Origin of the sequence: Kitasatospora sp. NPDC093558 (genome assembly GCF_040683475.1) — a bacterium.
In the GTDB taxonomy this organism is placed as follows: domain Bacteria; phylum Actinomycetota; class Actinomycetes; order Streptomycetales; family Streptomycetaceae; genus Kitasatospora.
Genome location: NZ_JBFBDY010000036.1, coordinates 1 through 15,677, shown reverse-complemented (window position 1 = coordinate 15,677; position 15,677 = coordinate 1). Strand labels below are relative to the sequence as shown.

General features: G+C 72.2%; 17 protein-coding genes. 2 read left to right on the top strand and 15 right to left on the bottom strand.

Annotated elements, in window-relative coordinates; translation table 11 throughout:
- The 3 genes from recO to leuA all read right to left on the bottom strand — a co-directional run bounded on the left by recO (window position 1) and on the right by leuA (window position 3,598).
- Complete coding sequence (gene recO / locus AB0O00_RS06700; protein WP_363649012.1) at window positions 1-747, bottom strand: DNA repair protein RecO; 747 nt, start codon at window positions 745-747, stop codon at window positions 1-3.
- Window positions 748-898: 151 nt separating this feature from the next.
- Entirely contained in the window at window positions 899-1,561 is a 663-nt protein-coding gene (locus AB0O00_RS06695; RefSeq protein WP_363649011.1) for a TerB family tellurite resistance protein, read from the bottom strand.
- Window positions 1,562-1,801: 240 nt separating this feature from the next.
- Entirely contained in the window at window positions 1,802-3,598 is a 1,797-nt protein-coding gene (gene leuA / locus AB0O00_RS06690) for a 2-isopropylmalate synthase (protein ID WP_363649010.1), read from the bottom strand.
- Window positions 3,599-3,946: 348 nt separating this feature from the next.
- On the opposite strand from leuA, the gene AB0O00_RS06685 reads away from it, so the two are divergent.
- Both AB0O00_RS06685 and AB0O00_RS06680 read left to right on the top strand, forming a co-directional pair.
- Window positions 3,947-4,969: a M4 family metallopeptidase gene (locus AB0O00_RS06685; protein WP_363649009.1), complete on the top strand. Its 1,023-nt coding sequence runs from the start codon at window positions 3,947-3,949 to the stop codon at window positions 4,967-4,969.
- Between the two features lie 122 nt (window positions 4,970-5,091).
- A complete protein-coding gene (locus tag AB0O00_RS06680) occupies window positions 5,092-5,358 on the top strand; it encodes a protealysin inhibitor emfourin (protein WP_363649008.1) in 267 nt (88 codons plus the stop codon).
- 50 nt (window positions 5,359-5,408) lie between these two features.
- Here the strand turns inward: AB0O00_RS06680 and era are convergent, their stop codons facing one another.
- The 12 genes from era to AB0O00_RS06620 form a co-directional block, all read right to left on the bottom strand.
- A complete protein-coding gene (gene era, locus AB0O00_RS06675; RefSeq protein ID WP_363649007.1) occupies window positions 5,409-6,338 on the bottom strand; it encodes a GTPase Era in 930 nt (309 codons plus the stop codon).
- Between the two features lie 49 nt (window positions 6,339-6,387).
- On the bottom strand, window positions 6,388-6,549 hold the full coding sequence (locus AB0O00_RS06670; RefSeq protein ID WP_363649006.1) for a hypothetical protein: 162 nt from the start codon (window positions 6,547-6,549) through the stop codon (window positions 6,388-6,390).
- Window positions 6,550-6,644: 95 nt separating this feature from the next.
- Complete coding sequence (locus AB0O00_RS06665) at window positions 6,645-6,998, bottom strand: cytidine deaminase (RefSeq protein ID WP_359969818.1); 354 nt, start codon at window positions 6,996-6,998, stop codon at window positions 6,645-6,647.
- A gap of 46 nt (window positions 6,999-7,044) precedes the next feature.
- Window positions 7,045-7,596: a DUF4383 domain-containing protein gene (locus AB0O00_RS06660; protein WP_363649005.1), complete on the bottom strand. Its 552-nt coding sequence runs from the start codon at window positions 7,594-7,596 to the stop codon at window positions 7,045-7,047.
- 36 nt (window positions 7,597-7,632) lie between these two features.
- A complete protein-coding gene (locus AB0O00_RS06655; RefSeq protein ID WP_350629678.1) occupies window positions 7,633-7,869 on the bottom strand; it encodes a hypothetical protein in 237 nt (78 codons plus the stop codon).
- A 33-nt stretch (window positions 7,870-7,902) separates the two neighbouring features.
- On the bottom strand, window positions 7,903-9,228 hold the full coding sequence (locus AB0O00_RS06650; protein WP_363649004.1) for a hemolysin family protein: 1,326 nt from the start codon (window positions 9,226-9,228) through the stop codon (window positions 7,903-7,905).
- A gap of 19 nt (window positions 9,229-9,247) precedes the next feature.
- A complete protein-coding gene (gene ybeY / locus AB0O00_RS06645) occupies window positions 9,248-9,742 on the bottom strand; it encodes an rRNA maturation RNase YbeY (RefSeq protein WP_363649003.1) in 495 nt (164 codons plus the stop codon).
- A 14-nt stretch (window positions 9,743-9,756) separates the two neighbouring features.
- Entirely contained in the window at window positions 9,757-10,791 is a 1,035-nt protein-coding gene (locus AB0O00_RS06640; protein WP_363649024.1) for a PhoH family protein, read from the bottom strand.
- Window positions 10,792-11,087: 296 nt separating this feature from the next.
- On the bottom strand, window positions 11,088-12,011 hold the full coding sequence (locus AB0O00_RS06635) for a ribonuclease Z (RefSeq protein WP_363649002.1): 924 nt from the start codon (window positions 12,009-12,011) through the stop codon (window positions 11,088-11,090).
- A 5-nt stretch (window positions 12,012-12,016) separates the two neighbouring features.
- On the bottom strand, window positions 12,017-12,370 hold the full coding sequence (locus AB0O00_RS06630) for a histidine triad nucleotide-binding protein (RefSeq protein ID WP_363649023.1): 354 nt from the start codon (window positions 12,368-12,370) through the stop codon (window positions 12,017-12,019).
- A 53-nt stretch (window positions 12,371-12,423) separates the two neighbouring features.
- Window positions 12,424-13,218, bottom strand: a complete 795-nt coding sequence (locus AB0O00_RS06625) for an RDD family protein (RefSeq protein ID WP_363649001.1) — start codon at window positions 13,216-13,218, stop codon at window positions 12,424-12,426.
- A gap of 98 nt (window positions 13,219-13,316) precedes the next feature.
- On the bottom strand, window positions 13,317-15,677 hold a 2,361-nt coding region (locus tag AB0O00_RS06620), incomplete at its 5' end, for a S41 family peptidase (RefSeq protein WP_363649000.1).

The following is a 15,677-nucleotide window of genomic DNA, read 5'->3' as shown; positions in this document are numbered from 1 at the left end:
TCACTTCTCCACGTATCTCATCGAGCGGATTCCCCGCTCCAGGTGCCACTGCAGATAGGCCGCGACCAGGCCGCTGCCCTCCCGCCAGTACCGCGGCTCGCAGGAGTCGGCCGTCTGCCAGTCGCCCGACAACAGCGCTCCGAGCAGTACCAGTGTCTCAGGGGAGGGTACGGCACATCCGGGCACTCGGCAGTCCCCGCAGAGGACGCCGCCCGCCGGGAGCGAGAAGAAACGGTTCGGCCCCTCCAGCCCGCACTTGGCGCAGTCGGTGAAGCTCGCGCCGTAGCCGTTCACCGCGAGCGAGCGGAGCAGGAAGGCGTCCAGCACCAGGTGCGACTCGTGCAGTCCGGCCGCGAGCGTGCGCAGACCGCCCACGAGCAGCAGGTACTGCTGGACGGCCGGCTCGCCCTCGTTCTCGGCGAAGCGCTCGGCCGTCTCCAGCATCGCCGTCCCGGCGGTGTACCGGCCGTAGTCGGTGACGATCGAACCGCCGTACGGGGCGATCGTCTCGACCTGGGTGCACAGCGGCAACCCGCGGCCGATCAGCTCACTCCCCCGGCTGAAGAACTGCACGTCCACGTGCGAGAACGGCTCCAGGCGGGCACCGAACTTGGACTTGGTCTTGCGCACCCCGCGCGCCACCGCGCGCACCTTGCCGTGCTGGCGGGTCAGCAGGGTGATGATCCGGTCGGCCTCGCCGAGCTTCTGCGCCCGCAGCACCACGCCGTCGTCCCGGAACAAGCTCATGCCCACCATTGTCGCCCACTCAGGCGCAGCCGTGTGCCCGCACCCAGGGCCGTGGGGGAGGACCTGTGCGGTGCGGGTCACGGCGGGCCCGGAGGGGGGAGACGGGCCCGTTTGTGGGGGATGGTGGTGGCTACGTACGAGCAATGAGGGTCTAGTACGGCGCCCGGGTGGCCGCCTCCAGCAGCGCCGAGACCCGGGTCTGGGGCAGGTCCAGGCAGCGCCCGACCGCGGCCAGCGCCTCCCGCTCCTGCGGCAGGTAGCGCCCGTCGGCGAGCGCGATCGCCGCGCCCTGGAGCAGCAGCCGCTCGCGGCCCTGGTGGGCCAGGTGCGGGGCGAGCGGTTCGAGCACCGCGTGCAGTTCCACGGCGAGCCCGCCCGCCATCCCGTGGGCGTCGTAGAGCTCGCCGCCGAGCCCGGACAGGGCGGCCAGCGCGGCCAGCACCTGAGCCTCGCCGCAGTCCTCGAACCCGGCCTCGCGCACCGCCGTGCAGGCGGCCTCGCGGGCCGCGCGGTGGGCGGTGCCGCCGGCCGCGAGCAGGGCCAGCGCGATCGTGTACTGGGCGTCCCTCAGCATGCCGCCGAGCCGGACGCAGGTGGGCTGTTCGAGGCTCTCGACCCCGTAGCGGCCGTCGCAGCTGGTGCACTGGACGCTGCCGATCACCGGCCCGAGCGGGAGCACCGGGGTGCCCAGCAGCCGCAGCCACCGCCGGCCGTGCTGCCGGCGGTAGTTGCGGTCCCCGCCGCAGCCCGGGCAGAAGAAGTCACCGAGAACGTCGGTCCGCCACCTCGGGCGAACACCCCACAACCTGGTCACGGCGCCACTCCCCAGACATGGCAGGCGGCCTGCACAACTATGGGCAGGTCACGCGACCGGACACCGAGGCCGTCCCACCGACCCGGCTTTCCGGTGGATCGATGTTGCCATGGTTGGAGGCACGTGTCAGTACCTCGAACGGCTTCCGGGACGAAAAAATGTGGCCCAGGACACAGTCGGGGCGGGCAGCGGCGAGGGCCGCCCCGCAGGACGGCCCCCGGCGCGTGCCACTCGTACGAACTACCCGCGCTGCGCCCGGTTGACGGCGCTGGTCATCGCCTTCAGCGACGCCAGCACGGTGTTGGCGTCGATGCCCACGCCCCACAGCACCTTGCCGTCCACCGCGCACTCCACGTACGCGGCGGCCTGGGCGTCGCCGCCCTCGCTCAGCGCGTGCTCGGAGTAGTCCAGGACGCGCACGTCGACGTCGATCCGGCCCAGCGCGTCGGCGAACGCGGAGACCGGGCCGTTGCCGACACCGGTCAGGGTGACCGGCACGCCGTCCACCACCGCGCCGGCGATCAGCGCGTCCCGGCCGTCCTCGGTGGTCAGGGTGCGCGAACCGCTCAGCGAGATCCGGCCCCACGGGTTGTCCGTGGTCGGCAGGTACTCGTCCTCGAAGACCCGCCAGATCTCGGCCGGGGTGACCTCGCCGCCCTCGGCGTCGGTCTTGGCCTGGATGATCCGGGAGAACTCGATCTGCATGCGGCGCGGCAGGTCCAGCTTGTGGTCGTTCTTCAGGACGTACGCCACGCCGCCCTTGCCGGACTGGCTGTTGACCCGGATGACCGCCTCGTAGGTGCGGCCGACGTCCTTCGGGTCGATCGGCAGGTACGGCACGCCCCAGGTGTGCTCCCCGACCGGCACGCCCGCCGCCGCGGCGTCCGCCTCCAGGGCGTCGAAGCCCTTCTTGATGGCGTCCTGGTGCGAGCCCGAGAAGGAGGTGTAGACCAGGTCACCGGCGTACGGGTGGCGCGGGTGCACCTCCATCTGGTTGCAGTACTCGGCAGTGCGGCGCACCTCGTCGATGTCGGAGAAGTCGATCTCCGGGTCGATGCCCTGCGAGAACAGGTTCATGCCCAGGGTCACCAGGTCGACGTTGCCGGTCCGCTCGCCCTGGCCGAACAGGCAGCCCTCGATGCGGTCCGCGCCGGCCATGTAGGCCAGTTCGGCGGAGGCGACGGCGGTGCCGCGGTCGTTGTGCGGGTGCACCGACAGACAGATGAACTCGCGGCGCGACAGGTTGCGCGACATCCACTCGAACTGGTCGGCCTGGACGTTCGGGGTGGCCCGCTCGATGGTGGCCGGCAGGTTCAGGATGATCTCGCGGCCCGCGCCCGGCTGCCAGACGTCCATGACCGCCTCGCAGACCTCCAGCGCGAAGTCCAGCTCGGTGTCGACGAAGATCTCCGGGGAGTACTGGTAGCCGAAGACGGTGTCCTCGCCCAGCAGCTTCTCCGCGTACTCCATCACCAGCCGGGTGCCCTCGGTGGCGATCGCCTTGGTGGCCGCCATGTCGTTGCGGAACACCACCCGGCGGAACAGCGGCGCGGTCGCGTTGTACAGGTGGACGGTCGCGCGCGGGGCGCCGACCAGCGACTCGACGGTCTTCTCGATCAGCTCCTCGCGGGCCTGCGTCAGCACCGAGATGGTGACGTCCTCGGGGATCGCCCCCTCCTCGATCAGCGACCGTACGAAGGCGTGGTCGGTGGCCCCGGAGGACGGGAAGCCGACCTCGATCTCCTTGTAGCCCATGGCCACCAGCAGGTCGAACATCTTGCGCTTGCGGGCCGGCGACATCGGGTCGATCAGCGCCTGGTTGCCGTCCCGCAGGTCGGTGGACAGCCAGCGCGGCGCCTTGGTGATCACCTTGTTCGGCCACGTGCGGTCGGCCAGGTCGACCGTGCCGAACGGCAGGTAGCGCCCGTGGCGCATGCCGGACGGCTGCTGGCGCACGCTGGCGGCGGTGATCGGGGTGGGGCGGTCGACGAAGGCCCGGCCGGCGGGGATGGGCGCGGCGGAGGTCTGCTCGGTCATGGAACGGCTCTCGGCTTCCTGTGGGTGCGGGGCTTGTCGGGTCCTGTGAAGGGGGGAAAACACCGACTGGCCGGCCTGCTGCCGCTCACGGTCCGCCGTTGGACCGTCCGATGACGCGCACAGCTCGATCCCCGCGGCGAGGGAGCCGGCCCCAGTGGACTACAGGCCCTCGACGCGGCAGCTAAGAAGAAGCAGCCCGTTGCGCATGATGATCCCCAGCGTAACCGAGACACGCGCACCCCCGAAGTGATCCGGGCAACCTTCCCACTCCTTGAGACGGCGGCACCGGCGCCTCCGCTTGCGTCCGCGCCGGTGACAACCGGTCATCGAAGCCTCACTCTGGGCCACATGACTGCTGCGCCGCCGCTGTGCACCATCGTTCCGCCGTACGTCCTGGACCGCCTCGCCGAGGCCGGTCACGAGCCCGCCGCCCGCTCCCTCCTCCTCGACGCCGACCACCGCTCGGCCCGCCTCGCCACTCCCCCGCCCGCCCCGGGCGCCGCCGGGCTCAGCCGGGTGATCGCCGACACCGGCCACAGCCGGCGGCTGCCCGGACGGACCGTGCGCACCGAGGGCCAGGCCCCGGTCGCCGACCCGTCCGTCGACCACGCCTACGACGGCCTCGGCGCCACCTTCGCCCTGTACGCCGACGCCTTCGGCCGCCACTCCATCGACGACCGGGGACTGCGCCTCGACGCGACGGTGCACTACGGCCGGGACTACGACAACGCGTTCTGGAACGGGCAGCGGATGGTCTTCGGCGACGGCGACGGCGAGGTCTTCGGCGACTTCACCGCCTGCATCGACGTCATCGGCCACGAACTCACCCACGGCGTCACCCAGTTCACCGCCGGCCTGGAGTACCGGGACCAGCCCGGCGCGCTCAACGAGTCGGTCTCCGACGTCTTCGGCTCACTCGTCAAGCAGCACGCGCTGCGCCAGGGCGCCGCCGACGCCGACTGGCTGATCGGCGCCGGCCTGCTCGCCCCCGGCGTCCAGGGCGTCGCACTGCGCTCGATGAAGGCGCCCGGCACCGCCTACGACGACCCCCGGCTCGGCAAGGACCCGCAGCCCGCGCACATGCGGGACTACGTGCAGACCGCCGAGGACAACGGCGGCGTGCACATCAACTCCGGCATCCCCAACCACGCGTTCTACCTGCTGGCCACCGCGCTCGGCGGCTCGGCCTGGGAGTGCGCGGGGCGGATCTGGTACGACGCGCTGACCGGCCGCCGGCTGCCCGCCGACGCCGACTTCACCGCCTTCGCCCGGGCCACCGTGGCCGCCGCCAAGGCCCGCTACCCCGGCCAGGGTTCGATCGCGGACACCGTGACGGCCTCGTGGGCGCAGGTGGGCGTGAGCCCCGGCTGACGGCCGACCCGCAGGCGGGGAACGGTCGTTGGGAACCGTTGAGACCGGGTTGAGCCGGGCTTGAGGTCACGGTCCGGGAAAAGCCCGGCAAAGACCCATCCCTACGTAGCACCATGGACACCATGCGTATCCAGGTGACCCGGACCGGCGGCTTCGCGGGAATCGTCCGCCGCGCGGAGCTCGACACCACCGACCGTACGGACGCCCCGCACGTCCACGCGCTCGCCCGCGAGGCCGTCGCGGGCGGGCTGCGGGCCCCGTCGTACGGGGTGCCGGACGGCTTCCACTACGAGATCACCGTCGACGGCCGGACGGTCCACTGCGCCGACCCGAAGCTCACCGACTCGCAGCGCGAGCTGGTGTCGCTGGTGCTGCGCGAGGGCGCGTAGGACATTCCCGGGCACCCGCCCCCGCGCGGCATTTTGACCCCTCGGACGGGTCAGAAGCCCAGCTTGCGCAGCTGCTTCGGGTCGCGCTGCCAGTCCTTGGCCACCTTGACGTGCAGGTCGAGGAAGACCGGCGTGCCGAGCAGCGCCTCGATGTGCTTGCGCGCCGTCGTGCCGACGTGCTTGAGCCGCGCGCCCTTGGCGCCGATCACGATCGCCTTCTGGCTCTGCCGCTCGATGTAGACGTTCGCATGGATGTCCAGCAGCGGACGGTCCGCCGGGCGGCCCTCGCGCGGCAGCATCTCCTCGACCACGACGGCCAGCGAGTGCGGCAGCTCGTCCCGCACGCCCTCCAGGGCGGCCTCGCGGATCAGTTCGGCGACCATGATCTGCTCGGGCTCGTCGGTGAGGTCGCCGTCCGGGTAGAGCGGCATGCCCTCCGGCAGCAGCTTGGTGATCAGCTCGGCCACGAGCTCCACCTGCTTGTCACCCACCGCCGAGACCGGGATGATCTCGGCCCACTCGATGCCCAGTTCCTCGCCGAGCTGGTGGATGGCGATGAGCTGCTCGGCCAGGCGCTTGGAGTCGACCAGGTCGGTCTTGGTGACGATGGCGACCTTGGGGGTCTTCTTGATCTCGGCGAGCTCCTTGGCGATGAACTTGTCGCCGGGGCCGAGCTTCTGGTCGGCGGGCAGGCAGAAGCCGATCACGTCGACCTCGGCCCAGGTGGAGCGGACCAGGTCGTTGAGGCGCTCGCCGAGCAGGGTGCGGGGCTTGTGTAGACCGGGGGTGTCCACCAGAACGAGCTGGGCGTCCGGGCGGTGGACGATGCCGCGCACGGTGTGCCGGGTGGTCTGCGGGCGGTCGGAGGTGATCGCGACCTTCGTCCCCACCAGGGCGTTGGTCAGGGTCGACTTGCCCGCGTTGGGCCGGCCGACGAAGCACGCGAATCCGGATCGGTACGGGGAGGAAGGGGCACTCATGCGCTCCATTCTCCCTGATCACCGGGAGCGGGCCGACCCGGCCGCGCGGTCAGCCCTTCGAACCGCCGCCGCGCGAGGTCAGCGCGGCGACGACCAGCAGCAGGAGGAAGGCCAGCGAGCCCCCGAGCCACCAGGGCGAACCGGTCTCCTGCCACTTGCCCATCCCCATCACGAACAGCAGCAGCCCGGCGAAGAACGCCACCGTGCCCATGTCCCCAGCCCCCTCACCGATACCCCTCCCGGTGAGATTATCTGCCGAAGGCAGGAGCGCTGTGCCGGTGGCCCGGGAAGGCCCGGGAACGCCCCTCAGGAGGCCTTGACCGCCACCCGCAGCGTCCCGTCCGGGCCGGCCAGCAGCAGCGGCGTCCCGGCCCCGCCGAGGTCCCGCACGGCCGCCAGATCGGCCTCGGCCGGCTGCTCCGCCTCGCTCACCACGGCCGCCGCCTCCAGCGACTTCGCCCCGCTGGCCACCGCCATCGCGACCGCCGTCTGCAGCGCGCTCAGCCGCAGCGACTCCAGCGCGACCGTCCCGGCCACGTACGTCCGCCCGGTCTCGTCACGCACCGCGGCCCCCTCGGGGACGCCGTTGCGGGCGCGGGCCGAGCGGGCCAGGGTGATGATCTTCTTGTCTTCGGGGTCGAGCTCGACGATGTCACTCATGCGCCGAGCATAGGCGCCAACCGGCCCGCGGGGCCTGCGACGGCGCTCAGTGGCCGACCGGGTGGGTCGGTCCCGGGTTCGGGTTGAGGACCTTGACGAAGGTCTTGGCGGCACCGGCCGGCCGCGGCTCCTCGTGCGCGATCCGCTCGCGCCAGAACGGGTTGTCGTGCGGCAGGTGGCTGCTCACCCGGCCGTACATCCCGAAGGTCGTGATGACGGTCCCGAAGATGAACGCGAACAGCACGTTCGACATCCGGAAGTTGAGGATGTTCGCGTCCGGCCGTCCGAGCACCGTCAGTCCGTAGAAGCCGGAGAGGACGAACAGCACCCCGGCCACCATGTTGAGGTTGGACGCGAAGTTCCCGCCGATCACCGCGCCGACTATCAGGATCGCGCCCACCACGATGGACAGGATGCTCAGCGCGCCGTTGGTCGACAGCCCGGCGATCCGGTCGCCGTGGGTGGCCAGGAAGCCGGGGTGGTCGCCCAGCCCCAGACTCCCGAACACGATCAGGAAGACCCCCCCGAGCCCCGCCCCGACCCGCCACACCAGGGCGAGCCGACGATCGACGGTCGGCAGTTCGTCTTGCAGCTTCATGGCGACCTCCAGAGCTCGGCCATGGACTCGCTGTGCCTAGCTGTAGGGATGGCTCCCCTGCATGTGCGGCGTCTCGTGCATGTAGAGCGAACCGCACTGCTGGCAGCAGCGCAGCCCGGTGCCCCACTCCTGCTCGGGCCGGGTCTCGGCGTCGTCGGGCATGGTCCGGCCGCAGAGCGCCGTCGACAGGTCCTCGTCCCGCACCACGTGCCAGGACTTGACTCCGCCGGCCGCCCCCTGCGGGCCGTACTCCGCGCGAAGTTTGTGCGTCATGCCCTCCATGGTCGCCCCGCGACCGCCCACCCGCTACTCGCCGGGTTCGGCCTCGGCATCCGCGGACCGTCGCACCGGAGTGGCCACCATCGAGCCGATCCGGTTGCGGCGCCCGGCCGAGCTCTCGGCGGTCAGCAGGATGCCCGTCAGGTCGGTGTCGGCGAGCTGGGGCAGCGGGATCTCGCACGCGGAGCCGGGGATCGGGACGCGGCCGAGGTGCTTGGCGAGCAGGCCGCCGACGGTCTCGACGTCCTCGTCCTCCAGCTCGATGCCGAACAGCTCCCCGAGGTCCTCGACCAGCAGGCGGGCGGTGATCCGGTAGGAGCCGTCGCCGAGGTCCTCCACCGGCGCGATCTCCCGGTCGTACTCGTCGGTGATCTCGCCGACGATCTCCTCCAGGACGTCCTCGATGGTCACCAGGCCGGCCGTGCCGCCGTACTCGTCGATCACGATCGCCACGTGCGAGCGGCGCTGCTGCATCTCGCGCAGCAGGTCGCCGGCCGGCTTGGAGTCGGGGACGAAGACGGCCGGGCGCATCACCGCGCCGACCTCCTCTGACTCGGCCTCCCGGTTGATGTGGGTGCGCCGGACGAGGTCCTTGAGGTAGACGATGCCGACGACGTCGTCCTCGTTGTCGCCGACCACCGGGATGCGCGAGAAGCCCGAGCGCAGCGCCAGCGTGAGCGCCTGGCGGACGGTCTTGTGCCGCTCGATCATCACCAGGTCGGTGCGCGGCACCATCACCTCGCGGACGATGGTGTCGCCCAGCTCGAAGACCGAGTGCACCATGCGGCGCTCCTCGTCCTCGATCAGGTCGTCCTTCTCGGCCAGGTCGACGAGGGCGCGCAGCTCCGCCTCGGAGGCGAACGGCCCCTCGCGGTAGCCCTTGCCCGGGGTGAGCGCGTTGCCGAGCAGGATCAGCAGCCGCGGGATCGGGCCGAGCACGGCGGCCAGCGGCAGCAGCACGAAGGAGGCCGCGGTCGCCGTGGTCAGCGGGTGCTGGCGCCCGATCGTGCGCGGCGAGACGCCCACCGCGACGAACGACACCAGCACCATCACGCCGAACGCGAGCAGCACGGCCTGCCAGGTCGGGGCCACGTTGCGCACGCACACCACGGTGACCAGGACGGCCGCCGCCATCTCGCTGGCGACCCGGATCAGGGTGGCCAGGTTGAGGTAGCGGATCGGGTCGGAGGCGACGGTCAGCAGCCGGGCCGAGCCGCGCCGCCCGGAGCGGACGGCCTCCTCGGCCCGGAACCGGGAGACCCGGGAGATGCCCGCCTCGGCGCACGCGGCCAGCCAGCCGAGCACGACGAGCAGCACGGCGCCGAGGATGAAGCTCGTACTCTCACCACTCACGGGAGTTCGGGCCCCGCGCTCAGTGGGTGGTGGGGGCCGGCGAGATGCCGCCGAGCCCGCGACCGGCCCGCCAGTCGTCGAGGATCCGCTTCTGGAGGGCGAACATCTCTTCCTCCTCCTCGGGCTCCTCGTGGTCGTAGCCGAGGACGTGCAGCACGCCGTGGACGGTGAGCAGCTGGAGCTCCTCGTCCATCGAGTGCTTGGACGGGGCCGCCTTGCCCTGCTGCTCGGCGACCTCGGGGCAGAGCACGATGTCCCCGAGCAGGCCCTGCGGCAGCTCCTCGCCCTCCTTGCCGGGGCGCAGCTCGTCCATGGGGAAGGACATCACGTCGGTGGGCCCGGGGAGGTCCATCCACTGGATGTGCAGCTCCTCCATCGCCGCGCCGTCCACCAGGATCACGGACAGTTCGGACTGCGGGTGGATCCGCATCTTCTCCAGGGCGAAGCGGGCGACGTCGAGGATGGCTTCCTCGTCGGCGTCCCAACCGGACTCGTTGGCGATGTCGATCGACATGACGGGCTGTTCGCTCAGCTTTCGGTGCGATGGGACTGGCGGGGTGCGCGGGGCGCCGTGGTCTTGCCGACCGGGCGCCGCTGGGCGGGCTTGCGGGCGGCCGGGGCGTTCTCCTCGGCCTCCTGCCGGGCGTCCCAGCGTTCGTACGCGTCCACGATCCGGCCGACCAGCTTGTGGCGGACCACGTCGGTGCTGGTGAGAACGGAGAAGTGGATGTCGGGCACGTCGGCCAGGATCTCCTGGACGACCTTGAGGCCGCTGCGGGTGCCGCTCGGGAGGTCGATCTGGGTGGTGTCACCGGTGACGACGACCCGGGAGTTGAACCCGAGGCGGGTGAGGAACATCTTGATCTGCTCGGGCGAGGTGTTCTGGGCCTCGTCGAGGATGATGAAGGCGTCGTTGAGGGTGCGGCCGCGCATGTAGGCGAGCGGGGCGACCTCGATGGTGCCGGCCGCCATCAGGCGCGGGATGGAGTCCGGGTCGATCATGTCGTGCAGCGCGTCGTACAGCGGGCGCAGGTACGGGTCGATCTTCTCGTAGAGGGTGCCGGGCAGGAAGCCCAGCCGCTCGCCCGCCTCGACCGCCGGGCGGGTCAGGATGATCCGGTTGACCTCCTTGGCCTGCAGGGCCTGGACGGCCTTGGCCATCGCCAGGTAGGTCTTGCCGGTACCGGCCGGGCCGAGCCCGAAGGTGATCGTGTGCTTGTCGATCGCGTCGACGTAGCGCTGCTGGTTGAGGGTCTTGGGGCGGATCGTGCGACCCCGGTTGGACAGGATGTTCGCGGTGAACACCTGCGACGGGGCCGGGGAGTCCGGGTCCTCCTCCTGGCTGCGGAGCATGGCGATCGAGCGCTCCACGGCGTCCTCCGTGAGGGGCTGGCCGGTGCGCAGCACCAGCATCATCTCGGTGAAGAGCTTCTGCACGAGGTCGACCTCGGCGCGCGTCCCGGTGGCGGTGACCTCGTTGCCGCGGACGTGGATGTCGGCGGCGGGGAAGCCGTGCTCGATCACGCGCAGCAGCGAGTCCGCCGTGCCGAGCAGGGTGACCATCGGGTGCTTCTCGGGGATGACGATCCGGGCGCTGACGCGGCCGTCGTCGGCCGGTTCGGGGCGCGACTGTCCGTTGGTACGGGTCTGCGATGTGTCACTCATAGGTCGGCGCTGGGGCCTGCCTCATCCCATCCGTGGTGTCGTGTGCCGCTCGGTGTCTCCGGGGCACCAGGGTACGCCGCGGGCGTGATCGCCGCGGCGGGCGGCGGGGCCGCACCCGACGATGCTGCGGCAGATCGGGGGACGGCGCGAGCCCTTTTCCGTAGGACCGGCGTCGGCGAGGGTTCCGCGAGCGCTCAGGGCTGCCGCCGCGGCGGGACCGGCACCCGGGCGAGGTCGGCGGCGAGCACCAGCTCGCCGTCGAAGTGCTTGCGGGCGTCGGCCAGGTGCTGGCCGAGGTCGGGGTAGCGCTGGGAGAAGTGGGTCAGCACGAGGGTGCGCACGCCGGCCTCGGCGGCGGCCTTGGCGGCCTGCCCGGCGGTGAGGTGGCCGTGGTCCTCGGCGAGGTGGGCGTCGGCGTCGGTGAAGGTGGACTCGACGACCAGCAGGTCGGCGCCCTCGGCCAGTTCGTGGACGCCGTCGCAGAGCCGGGTGTCCATGACGAACGCGAAGGTCTGTCCCGGCCGGGGTTCACTGACCTCGTCCAGGGTGACCGTCCGGCCGTCCGCCTCGATCGCGCCCTCGTGCTGCAGCCGGCCGACCGCCGGGCCGCGCACGCCGAGCGCGGCGAGCCGTTCGGGCACCAGCCGGCGGCCGTCCGGCTCGGACAGCCGGTAGCCGAACGACTCCACCGGGTGCGAGAGGCGCACGGCGTCCAGCGCGAAGCGGGCGCCGGGCGCGGGCAGCGGGCCGGGCTCGTCGATCGGGCGCGGGCGCAGCACCGCCGTCTCGTGGTAGGCGGTGGCGTGCCGCAGCCGCTCGAAGTAGACCTCGCCGGAGGCCGGGAAGTAGACGTCGACCGGGTGCGGGACGCGGTCCAGGTTGATCCGCTGGATCACCCCGGCGAGGCCCAGGCAGTGGTCGCCGTGGAAGTGGGTCACGGCGATCCGGGTGATCTGGGTGGCCGTGACCCCGGCGTGCAGCATCTGCCGCTGGGTGCCCTCGCCGGGGTCGAACAGCAGTCCCTCGCCGTCCCAGCGCAGGAGGTAGCCGTTGTGGTTGCGGTGCCGGGTGGGCACCTGGCTGGCGGTGCCGAGGACGACGAGTTCGCGCTGCGACACGTAGGTCAGACCATGCTCTCGGTCATGGGCTTGCCGCCGAGCAGGTGCACGTGGGCGTGGAAGATGGTCTGCCCCGCACCGGCGCCGGTGTTGAAGATCAGACGGTAGTCCTGGAGGCCCTCGTCCTTGGCCACCAGGCCCGCCTCGGCGAGGAGTTCGCCGGCGATCTCCGGCTCGGCGGCGGCCAGCTCGGCCGCGTTCGGGTAGTGCACGTGCGGGATGACCAGGACGTGCACGGGCGCCTTCGGAGCGATGTCGCGGAAGGCGAGGACGCGCTCGGTCTTGCGCACCACCGTGGCCGGGATCTCGCCCGCCACGATCTTGCAGAACAGGCAGTCGGACTGCGGCTCGCCGGCCATCGGCTTCTCCTCGAAATCGTGCTTCATCCGGTCTGGGGCCGTACGGGCGCAGCCTAGCCGAGCCGCCCGGTGGCCTGCTCGTACTCCCGCAGGTGCTTCCAGCGCACGATCCGCACGCCGACGATGTCCCCCTCGCCCTCGAACTCCTCGGTGAGCCAGCTGATCAGCAGGACGACGAAGCCGATCAGCCAACGCCGGGTCAGCCGCCAGGTGTTGGGGTGCATGACGCGCTTGCGGCGGATCACCCGCAGCGCCATGACGCCCTTGCCGACGCTGAAGCCGGTCAGGCGGGTGAGCAGCACCTGGTTGACGAACGACAGGACGAGACCGGTGCCCAGCAGGCCCACGATCCACGGGATGCCGCTCTTGCTCACGTGGCCGGCCTTGTCGGCCACGGCGACGGCCGGGCCGACGGCGACCAGGAAGTCGATCAGGATGGCCGGAAAACGACGGTAGTTGCTGGTCTCCGGCGGCGTGGGCGCCGCGGTGGCGGCGTCGAACCCCTGCCCGTGGGCGGCGTACGGCTGCGCGGCCTGCGGCTGTGCGACCTGCGGCTGTTGGGCCGGCTGTCCGTGGGCCGGGTACGGGTTCTGCCCGTGGGCCGGGTACGGGTTCTGCCCGTGGGCCGGGTACGGATTCTGCCCGTACTGCTGCGGCGGCTGCTGGTACGGCTGCTGCGGTTGCTGCGGTTGCTGGTACTGCTGCGGCGCCGGCGGCTGCTGCCCGTACGGATTCGCCGGATACCCCTGCGGCGGATACCCCTGTACCGGGTACGCCTGCGGCGGCGACTGCGGCTGTGCGTAAGGGTTCTGGCCGTACTGCTGCGGCGGCGGATAGCCCTGTGCCATGTGCTCCCCCGTAGAGCTGTCGAGCAAGATCAGCCCCGCATCCTACTCACCGCCCGGAGCAGGAAGTCGGCCCGCCCGACTTCCTGCTCCGAACTCCCCTACTCCCAGGGCAGCGGCGGCGCCGTCCGGGCCGGGGTCTCGGCGAGCGCCGCCAGCGCGATGCGCACGCCGGCGGCCAGCTGCGGGTCCTCGCCCGCGGCCCACTCGTGCGGCGCGATCGGCACCTCGACGTCCGGGTCGACGCCGTGGTTCTCCACGCCCCAGCCGTAGTTCTCCAGCCAGAACGAGTACTTGGGCTGAGTGACCAGGGTGCCGTCGACCAGGTGGTAGCGGCTGTCGATGCCGATCACCCCGCCCCACGTCCGGGTGCCGACCACCGGGCCGATCCCGAGCGCCTGGATCGCGGCGTTGACGATGTCGCCGTCCGAGCCGGAGTACTCGTTGGCGAGCGCGACGACCGGCCCGCGCGGGGCGTCGCCGGGGTAGGGCTGCGCACTGGTGAGGTCCCGGGCGACGTTCCAGCCGACGATCCGGCGGGCCAGCTTCTCGATCACCAGCTGCGAGGTGTGGCCGCCCCGGTTCTCCCGGATGTCGACGATCACGCCCTCCTTCGCCATCTCCGAGCGCAGGTCGCGGTGCAGCTGCGCCCAGCCGGCGCTCTGCATGTCCGGGATGTGCAGGTAGCCGAGCCGCCCGCCGGACAGTTCGCGGGTCTCGGCGCGGCGCCCGGCCACCCAGTCGTGGTAGCGCAGCGGCTCCTCGTCGGCCAGCGGGACGACCACCGGATGGCGCTGGTCGGTGCCGTCCTTGCCGGCCACGGTGAGCTCGACGGGCTGCCCGGCGGTGCCGGCCAGCAGCGGCGCCGGGCCGGTGACCGGGTCCACCGGGCGGCCGTTGACGGCGAGGACGGCGTCCCCGGGGCGGATCGCGGCGCCGGGCGCGGCGAGCGGCGAGCGGGCCCGCGGGTCGGAGGACTCGCCGGGCAGGATCCGGGCGATCCGCCAGAGGTCCCCGTCCTTGACGAGGTCGGCGCCGAGCAGGCCCTGGCGGCGCGCGGGCTCGGTGTGCAGGCCGTACGGCATGACGTAGGCGTGCGAGGTGGCGAGTTCGCCGTGCACCTCCCAGAGGAGGTCGACCAGGTCGTCGTGCGAGCCGACCCGCTCGACCAGCGGGCGGTAGCGCTCCAGGACGCCGTCCCAGTCGACGCCGGAGAGGTCCGGGCGCCAGAAGTTGTCGCGCATCAGCCGGCCGTTCTCGGCGTACATCTGGCGCCACTCGGCGGCCGGGTCGACCGTCACCCGCAGCCGGGCGAGGTCGACGGTCGTCTCGTCGTCGTCGCCGCCCGCCTTGTGGTCGGCCGGGACGATCCGCAGCTCGCCCTCGTCCACGACCGCCAGCCGGGTGCCGTCCCCGCTGACCGCGAACCAGTCGAGGCCGTGCACGAGTTGCTCGACCCGGCGCTTCTTCAGGTCGAAGCGCTCCAGCGTGGCCCGGGGCCGCTCGGCCTCCAGCGAGGCCGCCTCGTCACCGAGTTCGCCGAGCAGCGGCAGGCGCGTCCACAGGACGCCGTCCTTGCCCGCCTTGAGCGTGCCGAACCGGCCGCCCTCCACCGGGAAGGGGACGATCCGGTCGGCGATGCCGTCCAGGTCGACCCTGGTCACCGGCGCGGCGTCGGCGCCGCCCTCCTCGCCGTCCGCCTTCTTGCCGCGCGGCTCGTCCTCCTCCCCGCCGAGCGGGCGCCCGGCCCGCTGCGGGCCGAACGGGGACGGCGTGTCGGCGGCCAGCGTGATCAGGTACGGGCGGCAGCCGTTGGGGAAGGACAGGTCGAAGACGTGCGAGTCGTACACCGGGTCGAAGTTGCGCACCGACAGGAAGGCCAGGTAGCGGCCGTCCGCGGTGAAGGCCGGCGCGGTGTCGACGAAGCGCTGCTGGGTGACCTCGCCGACCGTCCGGGTGGCCAGGTTCGCCAGCACGATCTGGCGCAGCGACCACGCCCCGGTGCCCGGCACCGGGCGCGACCAGGCCAGCCACGCGGAGTCCGGGCTGAACACCAGGCCGCTGACCTCGCCGTCGGTGCTGCGGGCCAGCTCGTGCACGGCGCCGTCGGCGAGCGTCACCAGCAGCACCCGGCCGTCGTGCACGCCGAGCGCCGCCTGCTTGCCGTCCGGGGAGACGACCAGCGAGTTGACCCGGCCGAGTTGCCCGGCGGCCAGCCGGCGGCGCTCGGCGCCGTGCACGGCGGGGGCGAACTCCAGCCCGTCCTCGCCGCCGGCGTCCGACACCCACAGCACGCCCTGCGCGCCGTCCTCGCCCGGCACCACGCGGGCCAGCCGGCCGCGCACGCCCGGCGTCTCGTCCAGCACCCGGGCCGGGCCCTCGCGGTGGGTCAGCCAGTGCACGCTGCCGCGCACCACGACGGCGCCGGCCCGGCCGGTGCGGTCCGGGGCGACGGTCTCCAG